Here is a 24,531-nt window from a genome sequence, read left to right on the forward strand (position 1 = left end):
GGGATCACGCCGGAGGCGAGCACGTTGCGCTTGAACACCTCGCCGTAGCCGCCGAGCGCGGCCACGCCCTCTTGGATGCGGGCGCCGCCGGCATCGAACAGGCCGATGATCGGCGCGCGCATCTTCAGCGCCATGTCCTGGACCTTGATGATCTTCTGGGCGTGCGCTTCCGAGAGCGAGCCGCCGAAGACCGTGAAGTCCTTGGAGAAGACGAAGACGGTGCGGCCGTTGATGGTCCCCCAGCCGGTGACGACGCCGTCGCCCGGGATTTTCTGGCTCTCCATCCCGAAATCGGCGGAGCGGTGCTGCACGAACATGTCGAACTCCTCGAACGACCCGGTGTCGAGGAGGAGTTCGATGCGCTCGCGCGCCGTCAGCTTGCCGCGCTTGTGCTGCGCGGCCACCCGGTTCTCGCCGCCGCCGAGCCGGGCCAGCCCGNCTTGCCATGTTGAGCGGCGACGCGCTTGCCACCGCCGCCGAGCTGCGCATGACTCCGGCGGTGCTCCAGCAGAGCGAGGATCTGCTTCATGAGGTGAGCCTCACGTTGCGGTGAGATGGATTGTCGAGGTGCGTGATCTCGGCTGACATACGGTCGAGCGGCGAGCGCACTCAGAGATCGTTCAGCTGATCTGCTCCGCCCCGAACGAGCGTACGAGCTGCGGCCGGTGCAGCAGGAGGGCGCACATGAGCGCCTGCCTGTAGTCACCATTGGCGGTGGGAGAGAAGGGTTTCGCGGCAACCAGTGTTGAGGCCGTGATCTCATCGAAGTCGACGCGGTACAGAGATTGAAGCACGTATGAGCGCACCGTGGGATTGGCAAGATACGCGTCGACTGCAGCGTCTATGTCACCGTCCAGCAGGTCGCCTTGCAGAAAGAGATCCAATATACGCGGCGATGTCAATATTGCCTTCGATCCAGAAGAAGGATTTAAATCGGGTCCGGTAAGCATGAATATTCCTTCGCACGCGAACGATACTCTGGATCCTGCTCAATGATTGAAGCATATTAAGATAATTAGTTGATCATTAGATAACAAAACCCACTGATGTTCTTTCACATTGAATCTCATGCTTATCCATATCGCGTTAAAATCATGCAGATCAGATATTATTATTCTTTGACGACGTAGAATTTCGTCGTGCTAGCGACGATTTTACTGCATTCTCACCGGTGCATGTTAAACCTACGCGTACTCCTTCCGCCGTACAAATTCAAAGATTGCCACACATCGTTCGCTTTCGTAGATATACCGCATGGCAGCCTTGAACTACCACCACCTGCGCCTGTTCCATCGCATCGCGCACGAGGGCAGCCTCACCCGTGCGGCCGAGGCCCTCAACCTCTCGCAATCCGCCCTCTCCGTTCAGCTGCAGAAGCTCGAGCAGCAGCTCGGACACGACCTGTTCGAGCGCCGCGGCAAGAAGCTGATCCTCACCGAGGCGGGCCGCATCGCCCTCGACTACGCCGACACCGTCTTCGAGACCGGCAACGAGCTGATGAAGGTCCTGCAGGGCCGCCCTCGCGCCGCCCAGCACGTCCTGCGCGTCGGAGCGCTGACCACGCTCTCGCGAAACTTCCAGCTCGAGTTCCTTCGACCCGTGCTCGGGCGCCCGGATGTCGAGCTCGTGGTGCGCTCCGGCACGATGCGCGAGCTGCTCGCTCAGATCGAGATGCACAGCCTCGACGTGGTCCTCGCCACCACCGCGGTTCGCCGGGACGCGGGCACGGACCTTCACAGCCACCTCATCGCCGAGCAGCCCGTCAGCCTGGTCGGACGCCCCGGGTCGAACCCGGAACCGCTCTGCTTCCCGGAGATCCTGCGCACCGTTCCGGTGACGCTGCCCAGCCTCGACAGCGAGATCCGGGTGGCGTTCGACCGCGTACTGTCGCTGGCCGGGATCCACCCCATCATCCAGGCAGAGGTCGACGACATGGCCATGCTTCGCCTGCTGGCGCGCGAGGGCGAGGGTGTTGCCGTCGTTCCCCCGATCGTCGTGCAGGACGAGTTGCAGGCGGGCGTGCTGGTCGAGCATTGCCGCATTCCGGACGTCACCGAGCGGTTCTACGCGATCGTCCAGACGCGACGCTTCCCGAACCCGATCCTGCACGAGCTGATCAGCGCGAGTGTCCCGCCGCCCGCGGCGTCAGCCGCCGACTGATGAGCCCAGCTGGAGCGCGTTGCACTCGGTCACGGCTCCGGCCCCTCGCCGTGACGTGCGCCCTTGCGCCAAGCCGGCCTTTGCTTCGGCGCAAGCCCCCTGGATCGATACCCGAGCGCCAGACCTCAAACGACTGCCCTGAGCGGTACGACCGCCGCGACGCCGCTCTCGCCTTCGGCGCCGGTCCATCGCAGGTCGCCTGCGTAGCGCCACGCCAGTCGGCCGTCCTGATCGAGCGCGAACAGGTGAAGCCAGCGATGATCGAACAGGGCACGCACCTGTGCGTGACGCCTCAGGACGTCGGTGATCGCCTCGCGCGGTGCCTCGATGCAGACCGATAGCCGCAGCGGCTCGTGGGCGAAATCCTCGCCGTCGTGCACCGACTGCCGGGCAAGGCCGGCCCGCAGGGGACCGCTGTTCCCCTCCAGCACCCCGATGCCGCCCGTGACGTTGTGGAGCAGCTTGTTGCCGCTGCCGAACAGCGCGGGCGCGACGGTCGAGCCGTAGTACTGCAGGCTGATCCAGCTCGCCACCACCACCGGCGCGGTCAGGATCAGCTCCAGCACACCGAAGCTGTCGTCCTGCCGCCAATCGTACTCGTGCAGGAAGGCGCGCCCGTGGAGCGCCCTCCCGGCGGTGCGGTGGCGCGGTGCGGCGATGAAGGCGCTGCAGCCGGCGAGCCCCCATTCAGGGCGGGTCTCGGCCCAGTCGCGGCTGCGGCGAGCGACGACGCTCCCGATGGACGCCCCCGGCAGACGCAGCGCGCGCTCGGCGCGGGCGATCTCGCCCGCCGCCGCGAGCCAGCCCCGGATCTGCACCAGATCTTGAGAGCGGATCGTGCGCGGCTGATCACCGTCGTAGAGCGTCACGCAGTCCGTCGTCGTGTCGTGCAGGGCCGCGAGGAAGACCGTGTCCGACGGCAGGTCGAGGCCGTGCTCCGACAGGCCTGCTCTCACCTGTGCGTCATTGAGGAGCTGCGCCAGCAGACGCGCATTCACCTCACCCGAGTAGCCGCCGCAGGCTCCGCAGTGCAACGCGCTGGCGTGAGGGTTGTTGACCACCGTGGCGCCATGCCCGACGAGCAGCACCACCGGGGCAACGTTCGACGTCAGCGACATCGCGCGCAGCACGCTCGCCGCGGTCGCGACCCGGGATGCCAAGTCGAGCGCCGGCTCGAGGCGCGGCGCCGGATCCTCAGGCGCTGCCACGCCGCCCAGACCGAGCGCATCGCTCAGGAGCTTGCCGAAATAGAGAGGCCCCGCCGCCTCGACGAAGGCGAAGGAGGACACCGCTGCCTGCCTGAAGCGGCCCCAGGCCCGCCTCGCGCGCGCCGCGATCCGTGCGGACTCGTCCGCGTCGCCGACATCAGGTCCGCCCGAGCATGTGTGCAGCGCCGGCCGCAGCAGTACGGGCAGGCGCCGCTCCTCGACGTCGGACGCGAAGCGCCGGTGCGCGGTCGGCAGGCCGAAGAAGCCGGCAAACCCAAGGGTGCGGATGGTGGGGCTCAGGGATTCCAGGGCACGGCGGAAGACCTCCGACCGGACGTCGATGCAGAACGCTGCCTGCAGGAGCGGACGGCTGGCTCCGGCTCCGAGCGAGGGACCCGCCAGCGTCGCGGCGAGCCCGCGCTGCGCGGCGCGTTCCGCAGCGTCCTGCAGGATGGCGTCGACGATGAGGTCGGCGGTCGGCCGCACGGGCCATGTGTGTGCGGCCGCGACCGCCGCCCAGGGCTCGGCGATCCGGTCCGCGTAGCGGGAGAACAGGGCTTCCTCCCAGATCACCCGGATGGCGAGCAGATCCCTCAGCGTTCCGTCGGATCGCCCGGCAAGCTCGGCCTCCCAAAGCTGGTAGCGAGCGTACTGCGCCCAGCCGCCGAGCGACAGTAACATCTGGTGGAAGTAGCTCTCCAGCGCGTCCGGGCTCAGTCCGAGCGTGGAGACGGCGCGGGCCAGGGCGGGCGCTGTCCCGTCCGGCACCTGCTCAACGTGTCGCGCGAACCCACCGAGGCCGGCGATCTCCGGGGTCAGGTCGTGGAGGGCCCAGTTCTGCCAGAGCGCCAGCACACTGTCTCCCGAGGGCGGCGCCCACAAGGCCTGACCCTCGTCGAATTGAGCAGCCGCCCAGGCGGTGAACCGGTCGGCGAACAGTCCCTGCCAGTCGATCCCGGACACCTCGGCACAGAGCGACGCCACGGTCGGGAGGACGCACACCGGGTGAGCATCCGAGCGGAGCGCCGCCTTCAGGGCGTCGAGGTCCGCCGGGCGCAGATCGGCAGGTGCGTCATCCAGTGCGGCCAGGAGATCCGCGTCCGTGATGGCGCGTGACGCAACCCTGTCGCGGTACCAGCGCCGCGGCATCGTCACCGCCGCGCCGGTCGCCCGGCCGAGGCGCGCCCCAGCGGCCCAGAGCGGCTCGTCGGTGTGCCCGAGGAAGGGATTGACGGCGACGCTGGAGGCCAGCGGCCACAGGGGTGGGATCAGCTGGCCCGCGGCATCGGCCGCCGCCCTGATGGCCTCGTGCGCAGTCGGGCGAGAGTGGACGATCTCGATCATCGTGGGATCTCCGAGGCGGTCAGGCGACGTGGCGGGTGGACCAGCCGCCGATCAGTCGGTCGAAGGCGGCGTTGGCATACAGCCCGTTGGCGAGGTGCACGCGCAGCCCTGCGGCGGCGGGATGGTTGGCCCAGATCGGGAACATCGCCTGCAGGATCGCAACCAGGCCGAAGCTCAACAGCGCCAGCACGATCAGTGCCCATTCGAGTGGCCCCGGCGCAGGCGTCGCCGGCAGCACGCCCGCCGTCGCGCGCGTCGCGACCGCCTGGAGCGCGAAGTAGCTGACCGAGGTGCCGAGTGCGTAGGCCGCGGTGCGCCACGTCAGGGCCCGCGGCGCGGCGTCGGCCAGCCCCTGGGCCAGCATGTAGGCGACGCCGCAGATCAGGATGGCACCGAGTGCGAGGGTCTGGGGCGACTTGTGCGCCAGCCCGAGCCCGAAGCCGACGAGGACGAAGATGGCGAAGGCGAACAGGAAGGCGCGCAGGACGGCGCCGGCGCGCGGGACGGCCACCGGCCCCGGCCGGCGGATCGCCGCGACCGCCTCGACGGCGCCTCCCGAGGCCAGGAAGGCATGGGCCTTGTAGAGGGAATGCGCCACGATGTGCAGCAGAGCGAGCGGGAACAGGGCCAGCCCGCACTCGAAGATCATGAAGCCCATCTGGGCGACAGTGGACCACGCGAGCGAGGTCTTCACCGAGGGCTGGGTCAGCATCACGAGGCCACCGAACAGGGCCGTGAAGCCGCCGATCATCACCAAAACCGCGAGCACGCCGGGGGCGAGGAGGAGTACGTCCGCGAAGCGGATCAGCAGGAACCCACCCGCGTTGATGACGCCGGCGTGGAGCAGCGCCGAGACGGGGGTCGGAGCCTCCATGACCTCGATCAGCCAGCCGTGCGTGGGGAACTGGGCCGACTTGAGCAGGGCGGCGAGCGCGAGCAGGCCGGCTGCCGCAACGGCCAGTCCGCCGCCCTCGCCGGCGCGGGCCGCGCTGAGGATCACGCCGACATCACCGGTGCCGTAGGCGATGCCCAGCAGCACCGCCGCGACGATCAATGCGGCGTCGCCGGCCCTTGCAGTGATGAACTTCTTGCGCGCCGCGCGCCGCGCGCCGGGGCGCTCCGGGTAGAAGAGCAGCAGGCGATGCAGGAACAGACTGGTCGCGACCCACGCCGCGACCAATTGGGCGAGATGGCCTGCCGTCACCAAGAGCAGCACCGCGGCGAGCGTCAGGCAGAGCCAGCCCGTGAAGGCGCCCTGACGGTCCTCGCCGTCGAGGTACCGCGAGGCGTAGCGCACCACGATCCAGCCGATGAACGTGACCAGCAGGAACATGGTGATGCTCACCGCGTCCAGCCGAACCGAGAGGCCGATCCCGTAGAGACCAACGAGGGAGCCGGTACCCGGCCCTCTTACTACCAGCACGACAGTAGACGTGATGGCGATCGCGAGGGTTGCGAGAGCCGTCGCCTCCGTGAGCGGAAGGACGAGATGCGGACGCCGGCCCGGGTTCAGGAAGCAGGCTGCGGCGCACGCCAGCAGCGCCGCGGGCGCGAGCAGCGGCAGGTCGAAGATGGACACGAGGATCTCCTCGGGAGAGGCTGAGTCACGAGATCTCGTACCCGATGGGCGAGGTTCCGAAAAATTGATTGTTTGTGAGATTTTGTTCTACAGTATGAATAAGTGAGAGAGCGCGGTTGAGGAGGATCAGGAGCGGTCAGCTTCCTGCCCCAGGATCGGTGCTCGAAGAGTTTCGGCGGTCACGGATTGCACAGAGGACAAGAGCGGGCCGGTGCGCGGCTCAGTCCGTCACTGCGCACGCGCACTTCCCGGTGGTCGCAGGCGGCGCAGCCGAACACCTCGGACGCGACCATCTCGGTCGGTTCATCGCACTCCTCGCAAATCAGCCCACTCAGCGTCCCGGTGCGGCCGAAACCAGGCGCGCTGCAGGTCGGGCAGAGTGTTGCCACGCGGCGCGCCAAGCGTTCCGCCAGCACGCCCAGGCTCCTCATGCGGGTCGGATTGAGGTGAGCCCGCATGTCGGTCTCCAGGCGTGCCGCACCGTCCGGCGAGATGGCCCCAGCTTCGCGGACGGCCTGCTCAAGGGCAGCCTGGTCAGTGATCCCTTTGGTCAGCGCTGGAAGCGGATTGCCCTCATTCGGGCGGACGATTAGGCCGTGTGCCGGGAAGCCGACCCGCTCCAGAAAAGGCTCGACGGATTCGCCCGGGATTATCACGAAGTGCGCGAAGTTGGTGCTCTCGTCCACCAAGCTCTCATGGATCGCGAGGCCACGCTCCTCGTCGACGAAGACCAACAGTTCCATTCCCACCGGCAGGAAGGGCACCGCTGGATGAGAGCCGAAGCTGCCCTCACTGGCAAGCCCGAGCGGTAGGCCCGCCGCGTGCATGCCGAGTCGTGCCTTGCGCACAGCGACCTCAAGCATGGTGCCCTGACGCGGGATCTCGCCCGAGAAGGTTCCGAGCTGATCCGTGTCAAGGCCGACTGATGGTTTGACGATGAGGCTGAGGTGGTCAGCGAAGGGCGGCGCGATGGCCTGTGCCTTGCCGTGCATGGTCGCGAGCACGACCGCTGCGCCTCGATAGAGCGCGCTGACAGGTACCTGCGGCCTGTCCACGTACGACATCTCGTGTGACGTGTTCGGTCTGTCGTTCATGATCAGCCTCTGCTTCGTTGATACCCGGGCAATGGGACAGCGGGTGCGCTTGGCTTCTTTTCTTTGGAAGATGATAATTCTTCACTATTAACGTTATCGTCACAAGCATAAATTTTCATTCAAGTACTTCATGGAACTCTGTGAGGTAGCCCCCAAATAGGCCGGACAGGGCCTCGCACTTATGGAAGTGTGATGCTTATGGTCCACCCTATGACTGGCCCCTACGACGACCCGCCCCGCGTTGAGCGCGTCGAGGTGATCACGTCGGTCCAGCGGCGGCGACGCTGGTCGACGCAAGAGAAGGTGCGCATCGTCGAAGAGACGTACCTGCCCGGCAACTCCGTCTCGATCATCGGTCGCCGCTACGGCATCAGCGCCAACCAACGCTTCACCTGGCGCAGGCTGATGGCCCAAGGCGCATTCACGGCAGCCGGCGCTGGCGAGGAGGTCATGCCAGCCTCCGAGTACCGCGCCGCGCAACAGCAGATCCGCGAACTGCAGCGCCTCCTGGGTAAGAAGACGCTCGAAAACGAGATCTTGCGCGAGGCGGTGGAGCGCGTCACCGCCCCCAAACGTATGGCCCGCCCCGTCTGCAACCGGATTTTGCGAGGTGATCTGACCGGTCTGCGCCAACGTATCCGGTCTCGGGGTCATGCTCCAGCCAAGATGGAGTTCCGCGCACCCTGGTCCTCATAAAAGCGTCGGCGTCGAACGCCATATTGGGGGTCAGGATGACAGGGTGCCGGATCAACCGTCAGGCCATCTCGCGTCCGCCGCCCGCAGACATGACAGATCGCCGAGCCGGGCCGCTCGAGCGATCTGTCTCGTTCAGGCCGTCGCCGGCCGAGGCAGCTTGGCGGCGTAGCTCTCACCTGAGCGCAGAACCGCCCACGCGATGCGCGCCAGCTTCGCGGCGAGTGCCACGATGACCGTGTTCTTGTGAGCACGTCCGATCAGACCGCGCAGCCACTCGCCCATCGCGGTTGGGCTCTCCGAGAGAGATGGCAGGGCCGCCCGGGCGCCATGGATCAGAAGAGTGCGCAGATAAGTGTTGCCTCGCTTGGTAATCCCGAGGAGCCGCGGCTTGCCGCCCGTCGTTGCCTGCCGTGGTACGAGACCAAGCCAAGCGGCCAGATCCCGCGCACAGCGGAAGGTTTCACCGGTGCCGATCGCGGCAATGAGCGCGGTGGCGTTCAGGGCTCCAAAGCCAGGAATGGTGGCCAGGCGTCGCGCGGCTTGATCATCTCGGGCTCGGGCCACGAACTCGGCGGTGAGCGCTGTGATACGCCGATCCAGCTCGGACCATTCCAGGCGCATGTCCTCGATCAGGAGGCGGGTTCGTGCGCTCAGGGTCATGGGTGGCCCAGCCTCATCGCTGAGCAACTCCGTCAGCCGCGTCTCAAGCTGCCGGCGGCCCTTCGCGACCACAATGCCGCGCTCCAGGAGGACGGCGCGAAGCTGGTTGATCAAGACTGTTCGCTGGCCGACGAGGCGGGTGCGCGCCCGATGCAGGATCTGAGCATCGAGTTGCGCCTCGCTCTTGAGTTCGACGAAGCGCATGGTCGGGCGGGTAGCCGCTTCGGCGATCGCTTCGGCATCCCGCTCGTCGTTCTTCTGCGCTTTCACTTAGGGCTGGACGTACTCGGGCGACATGAGGCGCACCGCGTGCCCCTGCTGGCGCAGCACGCGCCCGAGATGGTGGGCACCACAACAGGCCTCCATCGCCATCACGCAGGCCGGCAGCGTCGCGCTGAGACGGACGACGCCATCTCGGCTCAGACGACGCCGCAGAACAACTCGGCCGGTCTCATCAAGACCCGCGACGCTGCAGGTGTTTTTGCCGAGATCAATGCCCAACACCGTGATGGTCAGAGCTATGCGGGAGATTGGGTGACGCGCTGGGCGTGAGGGCGGCGTATCGAGGCGGGTGTCGAGCCTGCCAGAACCTCTCATCGAGAGCGATACGCCATGGACACTCCTATCAACGTCGTGCGGTTGCGTCAGCCCGAGGAGATCGACGATCCCCTGACCGAGGTGTTGCGGGCCGGTGCTCGCCGAGGCGGTCGAGCTGGAGGCTGAAGCCTTCCTCACCGCCATGCAGGACCTGCGGCTGCCGGATGGCCGCGCCCGCCTGGTGCGCCACGGGCACGGTCCGGAACGCGCGATCCAGACCGGCATCGGCCCGGTGCCGGTGGCGCGGGTCCGCATCCGGGATCGCGGCGCGAGCAGCCCCGCGGAGCAGATCCGGTTCTCCTCGACCATCCTGCCGAAGTGGGCGCGGCGCACCCGCAGCCTGGATGCCCTGCTGCCGGTCCTGTACCTGCGCGGGATCTCGACCGGCGACTTCCAGGACGCGCTCGCCGCCCTCCTGGGCAAGGATGCCCCGAACCTCTCGCCGGCCGTCATCACCCGGCTGACGGCGAGTTGGGCGGACGAGTACGCCCGCTGGCAGGGCCGCGATCTCTCTGCCCGTCACTACGTCTACGTCTGGGCGGACGGCGTCTACCTGCAGGCCAGGATGGAGGAGCAGGCCGAGTGCATGCTGGTCCTGATCGGCGCCACGCCGGAGGGCAAGAAGGAGCTGGTTGGCTTCCAGGTCGGGGTGCGCGAGAGTGCTCAGAGCTGGCGGGAGTTGCTGGTGGACGTGAAGCGGCGCGGGCTGTCGATCGCGCCGCAGATCGCGGTGGGCGACGGGGCATTGGGCTTCTGGAAGGCGCTCGACGAGGTGTTACCGGGCACGCGCCATCAGCGCTGCTGGCAGCACAAGACCGCCAACGTCTTGAACAAGGTGCCGAAATCCGTTCAGCGAACGATGAAAGCCGATTTGCGCGAGATCCACGGCGCGCCCACCCGCGCCCAGGCCGAGGTGGCGATGGAGGTCTTCGTCGAGAAGTATGGAGCCAAGTACGCCCGCGCCAGCGAGTGCCTGACGAAGGATCGTGACGTCCTGTTGGCCTTCTACGCCATGCCCGCCGAGCATTGGGATCATCTTCGGACCACGAACCCGATCGAGAGTGTGTTCGCTACGGTCCGACACCGCACGGTGCGGACCAAGGGCGCGCTCTCGCAAACGACCGCCAAGCTGATGGTGTTCAAACTGGTCATGGCGGCCGCGAAGACCTGGCGGCGGCTGAAGGGTGAGAACCAGTTGCCGAAGGTGGTGGCGGGTGTCACTTTCCAGGATGGGACCGAGGTCGTCGCGAGCCCAGATCACCGCGCCGCCTGACCGCCGCCGTCACCCAAATTCCCGCATAGCTCTGATGGTCATCGCTGTGCTCCTCTCCTCCGATTACCGTCAGCGCAGCGCGGCGATGCAAAGAGGGGCGGGCCATCCCATAAAACTTTCGCGAGACGCTGAAGGCGCACTTGGCCGATCTACCCAGGGGCAAGCCCGTCGAGATCTGGTTCCAAGACGAGGCGCGCATCGGCCAGAAGAACGGAAACGTACGCCAATGGGCCCGGCGCGGAACGCGCCCGCGTCAGCCCGCCGATCAGCGCTATGAGAGCGTCTATCTGTTTGGCGCCATCTGTCCGGCCCGAGGCAGGCGCGGCACTGGCCATGCCCTACGCCGAGACGAGCGCCATGCAATTGCATCGCGAGGAGATCAGCCGCACTGTGGCCAGAGGTGCGCATGCAGTCCTGCTGCTCGACCGCGCCGGCTGGCACACCACGGCCAATTTGGACGTCCCAAAGAACCTGACGCTCGTGTTCCTGCCCTCGCGGGCACCGGAACTGAACCCGGTCGAGAACGTGTGGCAGTATCTGCGCCGGAACTGGCTGTCGAACCGCGTCTTTGAAACCTACGACCGCATCATCGACGCAGCCTGCGAGGCGTGGAACAAGCTCCTCGCCCGACCCAACACCATCACATCCCTCGGCCTGCGCGAGTGGGCCCACATCGGTCATAAATGAGGGCCGTTGGTATTATGTCCTTGACGCGCGCCATCTCGTTGCATCGACGGCCATTACAGTCTGGACCTGCGTCTTTCGACGCCGGGGTTGGTCCGCTCAGCCCGATTCTGGCACCGGCGCGTCAGTTAAGGCGCTCTTCGATCGACCGGAGCACATTCAAGGGGCGCCGAGCACGCCCACGTCGACAACCGGCAGGTCCGCGTCGACTTCGTCGCCGGCTGGCTGGCCGACAACATGTGAGCCATCATCCGGACAGGGTTGCCTCGCGGGATCCCTCCGGCCGCAGCACCGCGACCGCGTCGACGAACGCGATCCGTATGTCCTCGCGCGGCTCGAAGGCGAACCCCTGACCTGCCCTGCGCGCCGTCTCATCTGAGACGAGGATCGCGACCTCGGCCTCCTCGAACAGCTGCCGGGCCGCCTGCTCCAGGCGCTGCGCGACGTTCACGGTGCGGCCGACGATGGTGTAGTCCACCCGACCCGTGAAACCGACGTTGCCGACCGCGACCGGCCCGGTATGGAGCCCGATGCGCATGCGGCAGGCATGCAAGCCGTCGAGACGGCGGGCGTTGTTCCAGGCCTCAACCTCGGCCGCGATCCGGCAGGCGGCGCGGCAGGCGGCGGCGGCGTGGTCCGGATGGTCCTCAGGAGCGCCCCAGAACGCCATCACGCTGTCACCGATGAACTTGTCGATGGTTCCCCCGCTCGCCTCGAGGATCGGGCCGATCCGGACCAACAGCCCGTTGAGGTAATCGACGACCTCGGTCGCAGGGCGCTGCGCGGAGAAGTCGGTGTAGCGCTCGAGGTCGGTGAACATCACCGTAACCTCGCGCTGCTCGGCCGCCCCAGGGACGTGGCCCGCCGCCATCAGGCGCCGCACCAACGTGCGCGGCACGTAGGTCTGGAACCAGGACAGGCCCTCGGCCATCCGCTCGATGGCGCTCGCCGCGAGGTTGATCTCCCGCACCGGCCCGCGCGGAAGGCACCGCACGCTGTCGAAGTCGAGCGCCTCGATGCGGCGCGCCGTCTCGGCCAGCCCGAGCACCGGCCGCGCCAGGCGCCTCGCGGCGACAATCGCCGCGAGGCAGGCGAGCCCGAGCAGCGCCGTTCCGCCGAGCCCGATCCCAATCACCACCCAGCGCTCGCGGCGCGTCTCCAGGGCGGGGTAATGGAGGCCGACCGTCCACGGTGCCTCGCCGTAGGCCGCGATGGTGCGATAGAGGTAGGCGTGGGCCTCGTAGCCCTGGTCGTTGAGCCAGCTCCAGTGACCCTGCGAGCGCCGCAGCGGAGCGTGGCTGGACAGGGGCTCGGCCGCGCGTGTCCAGATGCGGGCGAGCACGGGATCCTCGAACGTCGTCACGGGCCGCGTCGCCTCGCCAATCCCTGTCGTGTACGACTGCCCCCCGGGGGCGAGGGCGGGATGGGCTAGGACCCGGTCGCGCCCGACGAGGATGAACGGGGTCTGGCCGAGATCTTCGGCGATCTCACCGAGGTAGCGCGAAAGCTCCTTGATCGTTACAGCGGCGACAAGGACACCCTCGAAGGCGCCGTCCGCGCCGACCAGCGGCGCGCGCAGTTGCAGGATCGGCTGGTCGAGCAGCGTGCTCCAGACGGGACCAGCCCATCGTGGGCCAGTCCCGGCGCGCGCCTCCTCCAAGCTGCTGCGGGCCGCGGGGAAAGCGGCGGGATCGGTGTTGTCGAAGACCCGGAAGTCCGCGCGGTTATAGCGGGTGATCCTCAGGTCGGGCCTGATCAGCCCGACGCCCAGCGTCTGGGGCGTGGCGGCCAGCGCGGCGACCACAAAGGTCCTCATGGCCGCGTCGTCGCGCGGGTCGAGCCTGCCCTGTCGGACCGCTTCGGTGACGTAGGCGACCTGGACGCGCACGGGGTCCAGATGGGCGGCAACCCGGTCGACGAGTACGTCGAGCACTGCTTCGCCCCGGTCGCGGAGCAGCCGGCCGGTGTTGTCGCGCGCGCCGAGGTAGCCGAGTAGCACGATCGGCAGCACGGTCGCGAGCAGGAGGCCTACGAGGGCGAGCGGCAGCAGCCGCGCGATCGGCGCGCCGGGCTCGCGCTCAGGCCGCACGGGTCGTTCTCGTACAAGACAAGTCGTCAGGCTCCCGCGGTGGAACGGACCATTGTCGCGGCAGGATGCCTGTCCGTCATGCCGATGGCGAGACCAAGTGCTCGATCCGGATCGGCAGGTCGCGCACCCGCCGCCCGGTGGCGTGGTGGACGGCGTTGGCGATAGCCGGCGCGAGGCCGACCATCGCGACCTCGCCGAGGCCCTTGACCCCCTCCCGGTTGAGCAAGGGATCGGGCTCGTCGATGAAGTCGACCTCGATCGCGCCGATGTCGGCGTTGACCGGGATTACGTATTCCGCGAGGTCGGCGTTGAGGAAGCCGCCGTAGCGCCCATCCACCTCGCTCGCCTCGCGGAGCGCGGCGCCGATACCCCAGACCACGCCGCCCCGCACTTGGCTCTCGGCGGTGCGCGGGCTCACGACGCGCCCGCAATCGACGATGCTGACCACGCGGGGCACGCGCACCCGGCGCGTCGTCGACTCGACCCGCACCTCGACGAAGTGGGCGACGTAGCTGAGCGAGACGAACTCGGGGTAAGCAGGCCCGGCCGAGGCGACCTGCCCGCCCGCGAGCCGGTCGAAGATCGCGTCGGGCTGGCCTGGTGCCTTGCGGCGCACCTCGACCTCCAGGAACGGCCGGCCGGCGGCCTTAAGGATTTCGGCCGGCTGACGGGCGGTCCCGCCGGGGTCGAGCTTGCGGAGTTCGGCCAGGAGGGCGTCGGCCACCTCGCTCGCGGCTGGGACGGCGGTCGCCGTGCCCCAAGAGCCCGCCGTGACGTGCTGCGGCGTGGCGCCGGTGACGCCAATCTCCGCCGTGACGCGCTCTGGCGAGATGCCCAGCTTGGCCGCGAGCACGTTGGCGAGCGCCGTGCGGATACCCTGGCCCATCTCGTGGACGCCGACGGCGATCACCACGCCGCCGTCGTCGGTCACCCGGAGCTTGGCGACCGCGGGAGCGCTGGACGCCTTGTAGGCGCCGGCCGCCACGCCCCAGCCGATCAGCGTCCCATCCGCCGCCCGCATCGAGCCCGGCACCGGGTCGCGCCGGCTCCACCCGAAACGCTCCGCGCCAGCCCGGAGGCATTCGGCAAGGTGGCGCGAGGAGAGCGGGCGCTTGGTGATCGGGTCGACCTTGGTGTCGTTGGCGAGCCGCAGGGCGACGGGATCCTGCCCCAGGCTTTGCGCCATCTCGTCCACCGCGCTCTCGAAGGCGAACGCCGCCGCGTGCTCGAATGGCGCACGCATGAAGCCCGGCGCCTGGGTGTCCATCTGCACCAGCCGCTCGCGCCCTCGGAAGTTCTCGATCCCGTGCAGGCGGGCGGAAAGGTCCGCGTAGACCAGGGGAAAGAGGGTGTGCCGGGCCGTCTGGTGGTCGATCTCGTGGATGGCCGCGAGGAGCTTGCCAGCCCGGTCCGCGCCCAGGCGGACGCGATGGCGGCTGGCGGGCCGGAAGCTCGCGTTGTGGAAGAGCTGGGTCCGCGGCACCACGATCTTCACGGGTCGCCCGAGCCGGCGCGCGGCGACGGCTGCGAGGAGCGTCTGCATCTGGAGCGAATTCTTCTGGCCGAAGCCGCCGCCGACCGTCGGGGAGCGGACCTGCACCTGGGCGGGGGACAGGCCGAGCTGGCGCGCCAAGCCCTGGCGGCAGGATTCGGCGTTTTGGGTGCCCTCGTGGATGACGAGCGTGTCGCCCTGCCATTCCGCTACGGTGGAGATAAGCTCCATCGGGTTCTGATGCTGCGGCGGGCTTGTATACGCGGCGTCAACCTTCACGGGAGCGGCGGCGAAGGCTGCGTCGGCATCGCCCGCCGTCCGGTCGGCGAAGGCCGGCTTCGGCAGCGGCGAGTTGGCCTGGGCGAGGATGTCTGTTGCGGCGGCGTCGCCCAGCACGACGTTGAACGCCGCCGCTTCAAAGGTCGGGCGGACGAGCCGGGCGCCTTCGACAGCCTGCTCCAGCGTGTCGGCGACGACCATCGCCACGGGCTGGCCGCGGTAGGCGATTTTTGCTGAGAGCATGGGCTGGAAGTTCTGGAAGGCGAATCCGCCATTCCCGAGGAAGCCCGCGGGCTTCAGGTCGCCGAGGTCCTCGTGCGTCAGGACGAGGCGGACGCCGGGCGCGGCGCGGGCGGCGCGGGCGTCGATGCGCGCGACCCGGCCGCGGGCGATCGTGGCCGGGAGCAGCATGGCGTGGAGAAGGCCGGGCCGGGCGTCGTCGGCGCCGTAGCGCGTCCGGCCGCGCACCTTGTCGAGCGCGTCGACGCGGGGCGTGTTGAGGAAAGACATGGGCATGGTCGTCACACTCTCTGCCTAGCGATCATCAGCGCGTCGGCGACGGTTCGCGCGCCGAGCTCGATCCTGAAGCGATTGTGCTCGGTCGAGCGCGCGCCCCTGAAGGCGACCTCGCCAGCGGCCTTCGCCGCTTCGGCGGTGAGAGGCCGCCCGACGAGCGTCCGCTCTGCCTCGCGGGCGCGCCACGGCTTGGTGGCGACCCCGCCCAGCGCGATGCGCGCCTCGCGCACGGTCTGGCCATCGAGGCGCAGCGCCACCGCCGCAGAGGTGAGCGCGAAAGCGTAGGACTCCCGGTCCCTGATCTTGTGGTAGGTCGAGGCACGGCCCAGCCGGCTGACCGGCACGCGAATGCGGGTGATCAGCTCGTCCGGCGCCAGCACCGTCTCGACCTGAGGCGTGTCGCGGGGCTCGACGTGCAGGCCGTTCAGCGCGACCGTCCGCTGGCCGTGCTGGCCGATCACGTCGACCTCGGCGTCGAAGGCGGCCAGCGCGATGGCCCAGTCGCCGGGGTAGACCGCGATGCAGGCCTGGCTGCCCCCGAGCAGAGCGTGGCCCCGGTTGAGGCCTTCTTGCGCCGCGCAGCCGCTGCCGGGCGCCCGCTTGTTGCAGGCGAAAGGCTCGCCGTGGCGGAAGTACGGGCAGCGCGTGCGCTGGAGCAGGTTGCCGCCGACGCTCGCCATGTTGCGCAGCTGCTGCGAGGCGGCCTTCGACAGCGACTCGGCCAGGGCCGGGAAATCGCGCTTGATGCGCCCGTCCTCGGCGACGTCGCTCATCCTGGCGAGCGCGCCGAACACGAGTTCCCGCGAGCCGGACGTGTCGAAGCTGTGGAGCTCCTTGAGGCCTGTGATGTCGACGACGCGGGTGGGCGCCTCGACGTTCAGCTTCATGAGGTCGTAGAGCGAGGTGCCGCCGGCGATGAACCGCGTGCTCGGGCCGCCGGCCGCGACGGCGAGCACCGCTTCGGGAACGGTCGAGGGCTTGACGTAGGTGAACGGCTGCATGGCCTCAGGCCTTCCCCATCTTGGGCGCGGCGTCCTCGATAGCCGCGATGATGCCGACATAGGCGCCGCAGCGGCACAGGTTGCCGCTCATGTACTCGCGGATCTCGTCGGGGGAGGTCGCGTGTCCCTCGCGCACGCAAGCGACCGCGGCCATGATCTGCCCCGGGGTGCAGTAGCCGCATTGCAGCGCGTCGTGGTCGATAAAGGCCTGCTGCATCGGGTGCAGTGGACCTTCCGCGGATGACAGGCCCTCGATAGTCGTCACCGCTCTCCCCTCCGCCTGGAGGCCGAGCGTGAGGCAGGAGGCGACGCGCCGGCCGTCGAGATGCACGGTGCAGGCCCCACACTGGCCGTGGTCGCAGCCTTTCTTCGCTCCGGTGAGCGCGAGCCGCTCGCGAAGGAGGTCGAGCAGCGAGGTCCGCGGATCGATCTCGAGCGAGCGACGCCTGCCGTTCACGACTAGGGTTACCCGGCTCATGATGCCGTCCATGCCCGTCTGGGCCGTGGCGCCGGCGATCGGGCCGAGGACCGGGACCGCGGCGACCGCCGCGAGAACTTCCCGGCGCGTCTGCTGCGCCCAAGGGGCCGCGCGGTCCCGGGACGCGCCATCTTCAGAGCTGATTGACATGCGAGGATCTCCGCTCGCGAGAGGATCGTCGGCGATGAGACGTCCGTTTTCAGAGCTGGCGGCCGAGCAGACGGTCCGCCGAGAACCGGCCGCCGCCGCGGAACGAGACGTAGAGGGCGATGAGGCCCAACACGATGGGATACTCGATGCCGCGGTCGATCCAGGGGTAAGTCGGTCCGAGCGCGAAGCAAATGGCAAGCATCTGCACGCCGAACATTGGCGCGACGAGCCGAGTCAGCAGGCCGGCGGCCAGCGCAAGGCTGCCGAACGTCTCCAACAGCATCACGAAGTACGCCAGCTGCGGGGCGAACGGCATGTGCAGCACGTTCGCTATCAGGTTCGTACTGCCGGCCATCGGATTGGCCATCGAGCCGTGCGGGACGCCCAGCAGCTTCGGCAGACCGTGCGTGAAGAGGGTCAGGCCGAAGCCGACGCGGAGGATGGCGTAGCCGACGCCTTCCATGCTTGCGTAGAGGGGCGCCAGCCCAGGGAACAGCAGCCTCCCCCCGTCCGTCATCCTTGGCTCGGCAACGTCCGCCCCGTGCAGGTCCAGCGCTCCGGTCTTCATCTCGGAACTCCATCCGCTCTCGTCGACGCCGCGTGGGCGTGAACTCTCACAATGCAAGTAAGCCGAGTTCGATTGCGCGATAAGCTAGCTCTTTCTTAACGCGTTGATTAGTTGGACTTACCTTACGCGGATCGGTGCGCCGACGCGTGGGCCTTATTCGAGGCGATCGTGCCGCCCGCGCGGACCTCGGCGTGCGCGTGGCATAACCCCCGAGTAGTTCTTGTCAGGGTACCAGGGCATACAAGCGAGGTCGTGGAAGCCCAGGATCGTCTCCATGTGCGCGACCACGCGACGCATGGCGGGCGTCGGCAGCGTGCCGGTCGGAGCGCCGACGTTCTCGCGAGCGTGGGCCGGGTTCGCGGTGGAGGGCAGCGCGCAGGTCACGGTCGAGTGCGCGATCACGCATTTCAGGCAGAACTCCGCCCAGGTCTCAGCGTCGGACTCCTTCGCGACGTCGGGCAGCGGACGGCCCCCACGGCCTGAGGAGCGTATCCCGCCCCGAGGGACGAGATGGCCGCGGACGCCGCCGAGCCGACCTCGAGTCCTCTCACGAGGCCACGCCGGCTCGCCGCGCCTGATCGCATACATCACGATGAAGGGCGGCAAGGCCGACGCGGTCACGGCCTTCCTCGTCCCGACGCCATTCGAAGTTGATCCCGGCGTTCCGACGACGCACGATGCCGGCCACCCTCCGTCATCCGCGCCCACCGACACATGACATCGGGTGAGCGAGCGGATAAGAGGACAAAACCTCGTCGGTTCTTGAGCGCGACTTCGCAATGCCATCGCTTCGCCTCGACAGCCTGGACGCCTTTGCCGCCATCGTCCGCTGCGGCGGCTTCCGGGCCGCGGCCGCAGAGCGGGGCGTCTCCTCCTCGGCACTTAGCCAGACCGTCAGCTCCTTGGAGCACGCGCTGGGTATCCGCCTGCTCAATCGGACGACTCGGAGCGTCGCCCCAACCAGCGCCGGCGAGCGCCTGCTACAGCGCCTCGCCCCGGCACTCGCCGACATCCGGCTGGCGCTCGACGACCTTGACGAACTTCGGGACTGCCCATCGGGCACGGTGCGCATCAACGCGCCGGGCCCGGCCGTCGACCACGTGCTCTGCCCCATCGCCTTCGACTTCATGCGAGCCTACCCGGACGTGAAGGTCGAGATTGTTAGCGACGCAGCGGTTGTCGACATCGTTGCGCAGGGCTTCGACGCTGGCGTCCGCTTCGGGCGGCAGGTGGCGCAGGACATGATCGCGACCCCGCTCGGGCCTTCGCTGCGCTACGCCATCGTCGCCTCGCCTGGATACCTGGAGCGGCGGGGCACGCCGCTGACGCCGCACGATCTGACCGGCCACGACTGCATCCGGCGCCGCTTTCCCGGCGGAACGATCGCGACCTGGCACTTCGCGCGGAAGAAGGATGTACTGGAAGTCACGCCCCAGGGGCGGCTCACGTTGAGCTCGGCGCACCAAGAGCTGCAGGCGGCGCTCGCCGGACAGGGCATCGCGCACGTCTTCGAGGATTACGTGCGGGCGCAGGTCGGGGTCGGCGCTCTGGTCGAGCTCCTCCGGGATTGGAGCCCGAAGCTGCCGAGCTGGCATCTCTACTACCCGAGCCGGCGCTATCACAGCGCGTCCCTGAAGGCCTTCCTGGACCACGTGCGCGCCTACAAGTTTTAAACGCGCTTCCGCGGTCCGGTCTGGCAGCCAGCATCGATAGGAGGACGTCGGACACGGCGGGCCGCTCGACCGGCGAAATGTGCCCGCTGCCTTCGATCGGCACGAGCCTGCTACCGGCGATGGCGCGCCATTTCCTCGTGCCGGGCGAGAGGGCTGCAGCCGTCGGCCGTTCCGCTCGCCAGGATGGCTGGGCAGGCGATCCGATCCAGGCCTTCTCGCGCGTCCGGCCGCCGCAGCAGCGCTCCGACCTGCCGCTCGAAGATCTCCGGCGTCGAGCGGCACACCATCTCGATCAAGGAGGCGACCAGCCGCAGGTCTTTGACGCGGTTGGGTGAGAGCATTGGCGGCAGCCATTGCCCGGCCAGCGCCCGGTTGCCCTTCGCGTAGGCGAGATCGACCAGTTCCTGCCGTTTCGCGGCCCCGCCCTCGGCCGCGGGATGGACGCCCGTGTTCAGGAGACCCAAGCCGGCGACGCGGTCCGGCGCCTGCCGCACGATCTCGAGCGCGACGCGGCCGCCCATCGAGTGGCCGGCCGCCAGGAAGGGACCGGCCATCGCGTCGAGGACGGCCTAGCTGTCTGGATGCGAGACCTCCTTGGCGTCTGCGACAACCTTGAGCGCTGCGGGGAGCGCGTCCGGATCAGGCGGCTTGGTGACGGGCTTGGCCAGCTCCGGCTTCGCCTTCAGCCGCTCACGCAGGATTGTGTCTGGTGATCGCCCCTTCAGGACGCGCTGACGGCGACCGTTATAGGCCGCGTTGAAGCCGGCCAGCACTGTTTCAAGATCACGATGGTTGTAGAGCGTAATGCCCAGCACCTCACGTTGCACACGTCCGTTGAAGCGCTCCACCATCCCGTTGGTGCGCGGCGTATAGGGCCGCGTGGTGCGATGCGCGATCTTGTGCTGCCGGCAGGCCGCCTCGAAGCCATCCGCGGTGAAGCAGGAGCCGCGATCCGTCAGCAGGTGCGTGACCCGGAAGGGTAAGGCCGCGAGCGCCTCCTCCAGGAAAGCCACGGCTGAAGCAGCGGTCTCATCATCTTTGACGGCCAGGTGCACGTACCGTGAGGCACGATCGATCGCGACATACAGGTAACGTTTGCGCGCGACGCGGTCGCGATCCTGCAGCTTGGGCAGGTGCTTCACGTCCATATGCACGAAGCCGACCTCGTAGTCCTTGAAGGCGCTGTGCGGCTTGCGGGAGCGATCAGCGGGCGGGAGGCGGTTGAGGCCCTCGGCCTTGAGGATGCGGTAGACGGCATCCCGGTTCAGGTGGGGCAGGAAGTGGCTGACGATGAAGGTGAGATCGTCGAGCGGGAAGCCGGTGCTGCGGCGGAGCGCGCACACGATGGCGCGCTCCTCATCGCTGGCTTTCCAAGGCAGCTTGTGAGGTCGGGCGGAACGGTCCTGGCAGTCGTCGGGCCCGCGTTTGCGCCATTTGCGGATGGTCTCGGCGGAAACACCGTAGCGCTTGGCCAGCACGCCGGACGGCTCGACTGAGCGGGCGATCTCGGCGCGCACGGCCGGGGTGGTGCGGGCGTTGGGGTGGATTGCGAGCATCAGCGCGCCCTCCTGGCTGAGGAGCGCCGGTCCGGCTCGAAGCGCCAGGCATGCTCCTCAATCGCTCAACGGGCCTGATCCCAACAACGTTCCGCTACCAAACACCTAGAACACTCTATGGCGACGCTGATCTAGCTAGAGCGGCATCCGGCCACCAGTGACCTTGTAGATCTGCTCGAAGAACCGCTCGGCTGCCGGGCTGCGCTCGATCAACTCGATCACCGCGCCGTTCGCGACTCCGGATTCGAGGTACACCCAGCGCACGGCTTCGCTGCCATCGCCCTGAACGAGGAGCGGCGGTCGAACCCCGCCTCGTGCGGTGGCGATCGCGTCGAGTTCGTGGTCGACCGAGCGCACCAGATAGCCGAGGTGGTGCATGCCCTCGCCGCGCTCGCGTAGCCATGTCGCATGCGGTGAGCGGTCGTCCACGGGTTCGAGGAACTCGAGCAGGGTGTTGCCTGACCAGACGAAACCGGCGCGGAGGTTGAACCCGACAACGCCGTTGGATACCCGTGCCGTTGGAGATTTCAGATCGAACTTGTGCGCTCGACCGAAACCGTACGCGTTCCCGAAGCTGGCGAGCGCCTTGTCACGGTCGGCCACGACGAATGCGACGTGATGAACGTCGGGAAGGCCCGAACCGTCAGCGCGCTCGCCCGTGGCGCTGGCTCGTGGCGACTGGGCAGGGCCAGGGTTTGAAGTTCTGCCGCCGCCTGACGCATTGCCTTGCCCATGTGCAGCAGATGCCGACACTCCCATAGTGACCGCACAACATCCGCACGCCGCGATCGCCGATCGTCTGGTCATCATTGATGATCTCCTTGGGAGTTACGCCGATCTCTGCAGTTGTGCAAGAAAAGACTGGGTGTCGTATTGCAACCATTCCTCCGCGAGCCGTCCATTGGCGGCGTAGCGGAAGATATTCACCAGGTCATAGCTGAAGCGTTTCCCATTCGGTTCGAGCGTACCCTTGGGAGACGCCGTGAAGGGGCGGGCGAAGATGCCGGCGAAGCGCGTTCGAGTGGCAAGGTAGTCGCCGCCGTCCGAGACCAACGCTTGGCGCGTGACGCTGAAATCGTCGAAAGCCGCGCGGCATGCAGCGAAATAGGCGAACAGCCGGTCGCGATCGAGTTCGGCACCGCCGGGTCCGTGGAACCGGAAGCTCGGGTGGAAGAACGCCATCATCGCAGCGGTATTCTCGCGCGCGATGCCGTCCATGCCGATCCGGATCAGATCACGGGCGCGCTGCGACAGGCTGGCGTCATCGGCGCGCAGATTGCCCTCATCGGTGCGGCCGAAGGCGAAATCGGCAGGCTTGCCCTGATCGCCTTTGGGTCCAAGATCCTGCGCTGCGGCGGCGTCGCCTCGGCCGGCGACCGCCATGGCAGCCGCCGCACCCACGGTGAGACCAACGCCGACCAGCGTGCGTCGGCTCGCCAACTTATTGCCACGTTGCATGGGTGACTCCCATTCTTACGGTAGCGCTACGGTTCGCGGGGAACGGTCGACTGTGCGACGCGATCTTGCACTCGTTTTCGACCCGCCGACTAGCGGTCGCCATCCGCACCGAGCGCGATGGCCTTCTGCGCTTCCAGTGCCTGCGACCTGGCGGCAAGCGCTTTGGCGATGCCGTCGAACGCGTTGCTGCCCAGTGCCAGCCGCAGCGCGGGCTTGTCGGCATCCATGGCGTCGATCATCGCGGCGACGGACCTATCGGCGTCGGCCATGACGCCAAATTGTCCGGTGCCGAAGCTGCGGCGCACGTCGCCGACCGGCGTACCGTCATACTCCGCCATCGGCGCGACCTGCCGCATTCCGGCCAGGAAGTTGGTGCCCGTGGGACCCGGCTCGACGAGCAGGAAATCGATGCCGAACGGCGCGACCTCCTGGGCCACCGCCTCTACGAAACCTTCGATGCCACACTTGGTCGCGTGATACAGGCTGAAACCAGGGTAGGCGATCTGGCCGCCCTCGGAGGATATCTGAACGATCCGACCGCGGCGCGCGCCGTCCAAGTTCTGGCCTCGCATACGAGACAGCGACCGCCGGATAAGCTGGATCGAGCCCGTGAGATTGGTGGCGATCTGCCGGTCGATCTCGCCGTCCTCCAACTCTTCGGCGGCCCCGAACAAGCCGTAGCCCGCGTTGCTGACAACCACGTCGATGCGGCCCATGGTGGCGAAGGCACGATCCACGACGGTGCCGATCCCGTCCGTTTCTGTCATCTCGAGCGTTTCGACATGCAAGCGCTCGGGATAGGCCGACCGGAGTTCGGCCAGTGCATCGGGCCTTCGCACCGTGGCGACGACGCGGTCTCCGCGCTCCAGCAGTCGCTCGGTCATCAGCCGCCCGAAGCCGGACGAGGCGCCTGTGACGAGATAGTTCTCGGCCATGCTGCCTTCTCGCTGAGCTTCGTCGTCGCGCGGCTAGTCGTGGGTTCCTCCCAGCCGGCGCTTGCGTGACCACAACGTAGTGCCCTTCACTGGCGCGATAAGGTCGCCAATGTGGCATGAGACGGTCGATAGGAGCCACCAATGCCGAAGCCGACTGTCGCCGACCTCGAAGCCTTTTCGGCCATCGCCGCCCATCGCAGCTTCCGGCGCGCCGCCGACCAACTGGGCGTGGCCCGCTCGACGCTGAGCCATGTCATCACCGGGCTGGAGCGCGATCTCGGTGTCAGACTGCTCCACCGCACGACCCGCAGCGTGACCACGACGGAGGCCGGCGAGCGGTTGCTGGCGAGGGTCGGACCGATCCTGCGCGATCTGGAAGGTGCACTCGACGAGGTCGCCGACGACGGCGGCCAGCCCACGGGCACCCTTCGCATCAACGCAAACGACGTCGCGGCCCGAATGCTCCTGAGGTCCGTCGTGCCGACGTTCCTGGAGCGATACCACAGCATGGCGCTCGACCTTGTGACAGAGGGACGACTGGTCGACATCGTCGACCAGGGCTTCGATGCGGGCATACGATTGGCCGAAGCGGTACCCCGCGACATGATCGCTGTACCCATGGGCGGGGACGCCCGCTTCGTCGCGGTCGCGTCGCCCGTTTACCTCGCCGCACGCGCGATACCAATCGTGCCGGACGATCTTCATCGCCACCGCTGCATCAGGCACCGTCTGCCGAGCGGCAAGCTCTACCGCTGGGAGTTCGAACGGCACGGGCAGGAGGTCTCCGTCGACGTACCGGGCGTCCTGACGCTCGACAGTCCGGCTCTGATGGCGGAAGCCGCCCTCGCTGGGATGGGCATCGCCTATGTCTCCGAACGAACCGTCGCCGCGCCGTTGGCTGATGGCTCGCTTCGACCCGTGCTCGGCGAGTGGTGCCCGCGAATATCCGGACTATGTCTGTACTACTCGGGCCGCCGCCATGTCCCGGCCGGCCTTCGCGCCTTCATCGATCTCGTGAAGCAAGCCGACTTCGCCGCCTAG

The 24,531-nt window shown here is 67.9% G+C and carries 20 protein-coding genes and 3 pseudogenes; 6 read left to right on the top strand and 17 right to left on the bottom strand.

The window, feature by feature from the left end; all coding sequences use genetic code 11:
• Together ACKUB9_RS28300 and ACKUB9_RS28305 are read right to left on the bottom strand one after the other, a co-directional pair.
• On the bottom strand, positions 1-434 hold a 434-nt coding region (locus ACKUB9_RS28300; RefSeq protein ID WP_410825967.1), incomplete at its 3' end, for a carboxyl transferase domain-containing protein.
• Positions 435-620: 186 nt separating this feature from the next.
• Complete coding sequence (locus ACKUB9_RS28305; protein ID WP_407529345.1) at positions 621-950, bottom strand: hypothetical protein; 330 nt, start codon at positions 948-950, stop codon at positions 621-623.
• Positions 951-1,254: 304 nt separating this feature from the next.
• Between ACKUB9_RS28305 and ACKUB9_RS28310 the strand changes: the two genes are divergently transcribed.
• The gene (locus tag ACKUB9_RS28310) at positions 1,255-2,160 is read left to right on the top strand and encodes a LysR family transcriptional regulator (protein WP_407529347.1); all 906 of its coding nucleotides are present in this window, start codon (positions 1,255-1,257) and stop codon (positions 2,158-2,160) included.
• 125 nt (positions 2,161-2,285) lie between these two features.
• Here ACKUB9_RS28310 and ACKUB9_RS28315 read toward each other — a convergent pair whose 3' ends face one another.
• From ACKUB9_RS28315 to ACKUB9_RS28325, 3 genes are all read right to left on the bottom strand, one after another.
• On the bottom strand, positions 2,286-4,712 hold the full coding sequence (locus ACKUB9_RS28315) for a YbcC family protein (RefSeq protein ID WP_407529349.1): 2,427 nt from the start codon (positions 4,710-4,712) through the stop codon (positions 2,286-2,288).
• 19 nt (positions 4,713-4,731) lie between these two features.
• On the bottom strand, positions 4,732-6,291 hold the full coding sequence (locus ACKUB9_RS28320; RefSeq protein WP_407529350.1) for an NADH-quinone oxidoreductase subunit L: 1,560 nt from the start codon (positions 6,289-6,291) through the stop codon (positions 4,732-4,734).
• A gap of 179 nt (positions 6,292-6,470) precedes the next feature.
• A complete protein-coding gene (locus ACKUB9_RS28325; protein WP_407529351.1) occupies positions 6,471-7,385 on the bottom strand; it encodes a DUF6671 family protein in 915 nt (304 codons plus the stop codon).
• 210 nt (positions 7,386-7,595) lie between these two features.
• Here ACKUB9_RS28325 and ACKUB9_RS28330 point away from each other — a divergent pair.
• A pseudogene (locus ACKUB9_RS28330) lies at positions 7,596-7,961 on the top strand (transposase); the annotation flags it as partial.
• Between the two features lie 252 nt (positions 7,962-8,213).
• Here the strand turns inward: ACKUB9_RS28330 and ACKUB9_RS28335 are convergent.
• Positions 8,214-9,257: pseudogene (locus tag ACKUB9_RS28335) on the bottom strand (IS110 family RNA-guided transposase).
• Positions 9,258-9,353: 96 nt separating this feature from the next.
• Here ACKUB9_RS28335 and ACKUB9_RS28340 point away from each other — a divergent pair.
• Together ACKUB9_RS28340 and ACKUB9_RS28345 are read left to right on the top strand one after the other, a co-directional pair.
• Positions 9,354-10,611, top strand: a pseudogene (locus tag ACKUB9_RS28340) (IS256 family transposase).
• A 264-nt stretch (positions 10,612-10,875) separates the two neighbouring features.
• A complete protein-coding gene (locus tag ACKUB9_RS28345; RefSeq protein ID WP_407529391.1) occupies positions 10,876-11,298 on the top strand; it encodes a transposase in 423 nt (140 codons plus the stop codon).
• Between the two features lie 244 nt (positions 11,299-11,542).
• Here the strand turns inward: ACKUB9_RS28345 and ACKUB9_RS28350 are convergent, their stop codons facing one another.
• The 6 genes from ACKUB9_RS28350 to ACKUB9_RS28375 all read right to left on the bottom strand — a co-directional run bounded on the left by ACKUB9_RS28350 (position 11,543) and on the right by ACKUB9_RS28375 (position 18,489).
• Positions 11,543-13,384 (bottom strand): adenylate/guanylate cyclase domain-containing protein, encoded by a 1,842-nt coding sequence (locus ACKUB9_RS28350; protein ID WP_410823927.1) that lies wholly within the window; start codon positions 13,382-13,384, stop codon positions 11,543-11,545.
• Between the two features lie 76 nt (positions 13,385-13,460).
• Positions 13,461-15,671: a xanthine dehydrogenase family protein molybdopterin-binding subunit gene (locus ACKUB9_RS28355; RefSeq protein ID WP_407529353.1), complete on the bottom strand. Its 2,211-nt coding sequence runs from the start codon at positions 15,669-15,671 to the stop codon at positions 13,461-13,463.
• Positions 15,672-15,676: 5 nt separating this feature from the next.
• Entirely contained in the window at positions 15,677-16,672 is a 996-nt protein-coding gene (locus tag ACKUB9_RS28360; RefSeq protein ID WP_407529355.1) for an FAD binding domain-containing protein, read from the bottom strand.
• A 4-nt stretch (positions 16,673-16,676) separates the two neighbouring features.
• Entirely contained in the window at positions 16,677-17,162 is a 486-nt protein-coding gene (locus ACKUB9_RS28365; RefSeq protein WP_407529356.1) for a (2Fe-2S)-binding protein, read from the bottom strand.
• Between the two features lie 187 nt (positions 17,163-17,349).
• Positions 17,350-17,868: a DoxX family protein gene (locus tag ACKUB9_RS28370; RefSeq protein WP_407529357.1), complete on the bottom strand. Its 519-nt coding sequence runs from the start codon at positions 17,866-17,868 to the stop codon at positions 17,350-17,352.
• Positions 17,869-18,021: 153 nt separating this feature from the next.
• A complete protein-coding gene (locus ACKUB9_RS28375) occupies positions 18,022-18,489 on the bottom strand; it encodes an aldo-keto reductase family protein (RefSeq protein ID WP_407529358.1) in 468 nt (155 codons plus the stop codon).
• Positions 18,490-18,647: 158 nt separating this feature from the next.
• Here ACKUB9_RS28375 and ACKUB9_RS28380 point away from each other — a divergent pair, with 158 nt between their 5' ends.
• Complete coding sequence (locus ACKUB9_RS28380) at positions 18,648-19,541, top strand: LysR family transcriptional regulator (protein ID WP_407529359.1); 894 nt, start codon at positions 18,648-18,650, stop codon at positions 19,539-19,541.
• 110 nt (positions 19,542-19,651) lie between these two features.
• Here the strand turns inward: ACKUB9_RS28380 and ACKUB9_RS28385 are convergent, their stop codons facing one another.
• The 5 genes from ACKUB9_RS28385 to ACKUB9_RS28405 all read right to left on the bottom strand — a co-directional run bounded on the left by ACKUB9_RS28385 (position 19,652) and on the right by ACKUB9_RS28405 (position 23,490).
• Positions 19,652-20,095 carry an alpha/beta fold hydrolase gene (locus ACKUB9_RS28385; RefSeq protein ID WP_407529360.1) on the bottom strand — a complete coding sequence of 148 codons (444 nt, stop codon included), beginning with the start codon at positions 20,093-20,095 and terminating at the stop codon, positions 19,652-19,654.
• A 15-nt stretch (positions 20,096-20,110) separates the two neighbouring features.
• Complete coding sequence (locus ACKUB9_RS28390) at positions 20,111-21,097, bottom strand: IS481 family transposase (protein WP_407529361.1); 987 nt, start codon at positions 21,095-21,097, stop codon at positions 20,111-20,113.
• 135 nt (positions 21,098-21,232) lie between these two features.
• Positions 21,233-21,907 carry a VOC family protein gene (locus ACKUB9_RS28395; protein ID WP_407529362.1) on the bottom strand — a complete coding sequence of 225 codons (675 nt, stop codon included), beginning with the start codon at positions 21,905-21,907 and terminating at the stop codon, positions 21,233-21,235.
• Positions 21,908-21,925: 18 nt separating this feature from the next.
• Positions 21,926-22,555 (bottom strand): ester cyclase, encoded by a 630-nt coding sequence (locus ACKUB9_RS28400; RefSeq protein ID WP_407529364.1) that lies wholly within the window; start codon positions 22,553-22,555, stop codon positions 21,926-21,928.
• Positions 22,556-22,644: 89 nt separating this feature from the next.
• On the bottom strand, positions 22,645-23,490 hold the full coding sequence (locus ACKUB9_RS28405) for an SDR family oxidoreductase (RefSeq protein WP_407529365.1): 846 nt from the start codon (positions 23,488-23,490) through the stop codon (positions 22,645-22,647).
• A 141-nt stretch (positions 23,491-23,631) separates the two neighbouring features.
• On the opposite strand from ACKUB9_RS28405, the gene ACKUB9_RS28410 reads away from it, so the two are divergent.
• The gene (locus ACKUB9_RS28410) at positions 23,632-24,531 is read left to right on the top strand and encodes a LysR family transcriptional regulator (protein WP_407529366.1); all 900 of its coding nucleotides are present in this window, start codon (positions 23,632-23,634) and stop codon (positions 24,529-24,531) included.

The sequence above is a fragment of the Methylobacterium oryzisoli genome (assembly GCF_046557895.1).
GTDB classification, from domain to species: domain Bacteria; phylum Pseudomonadota; class Alphaproteobacteria; order Rhizobiales; family Beijerinckiaceae; genus Methylobacterium; species Methylobacterium oryzisoli.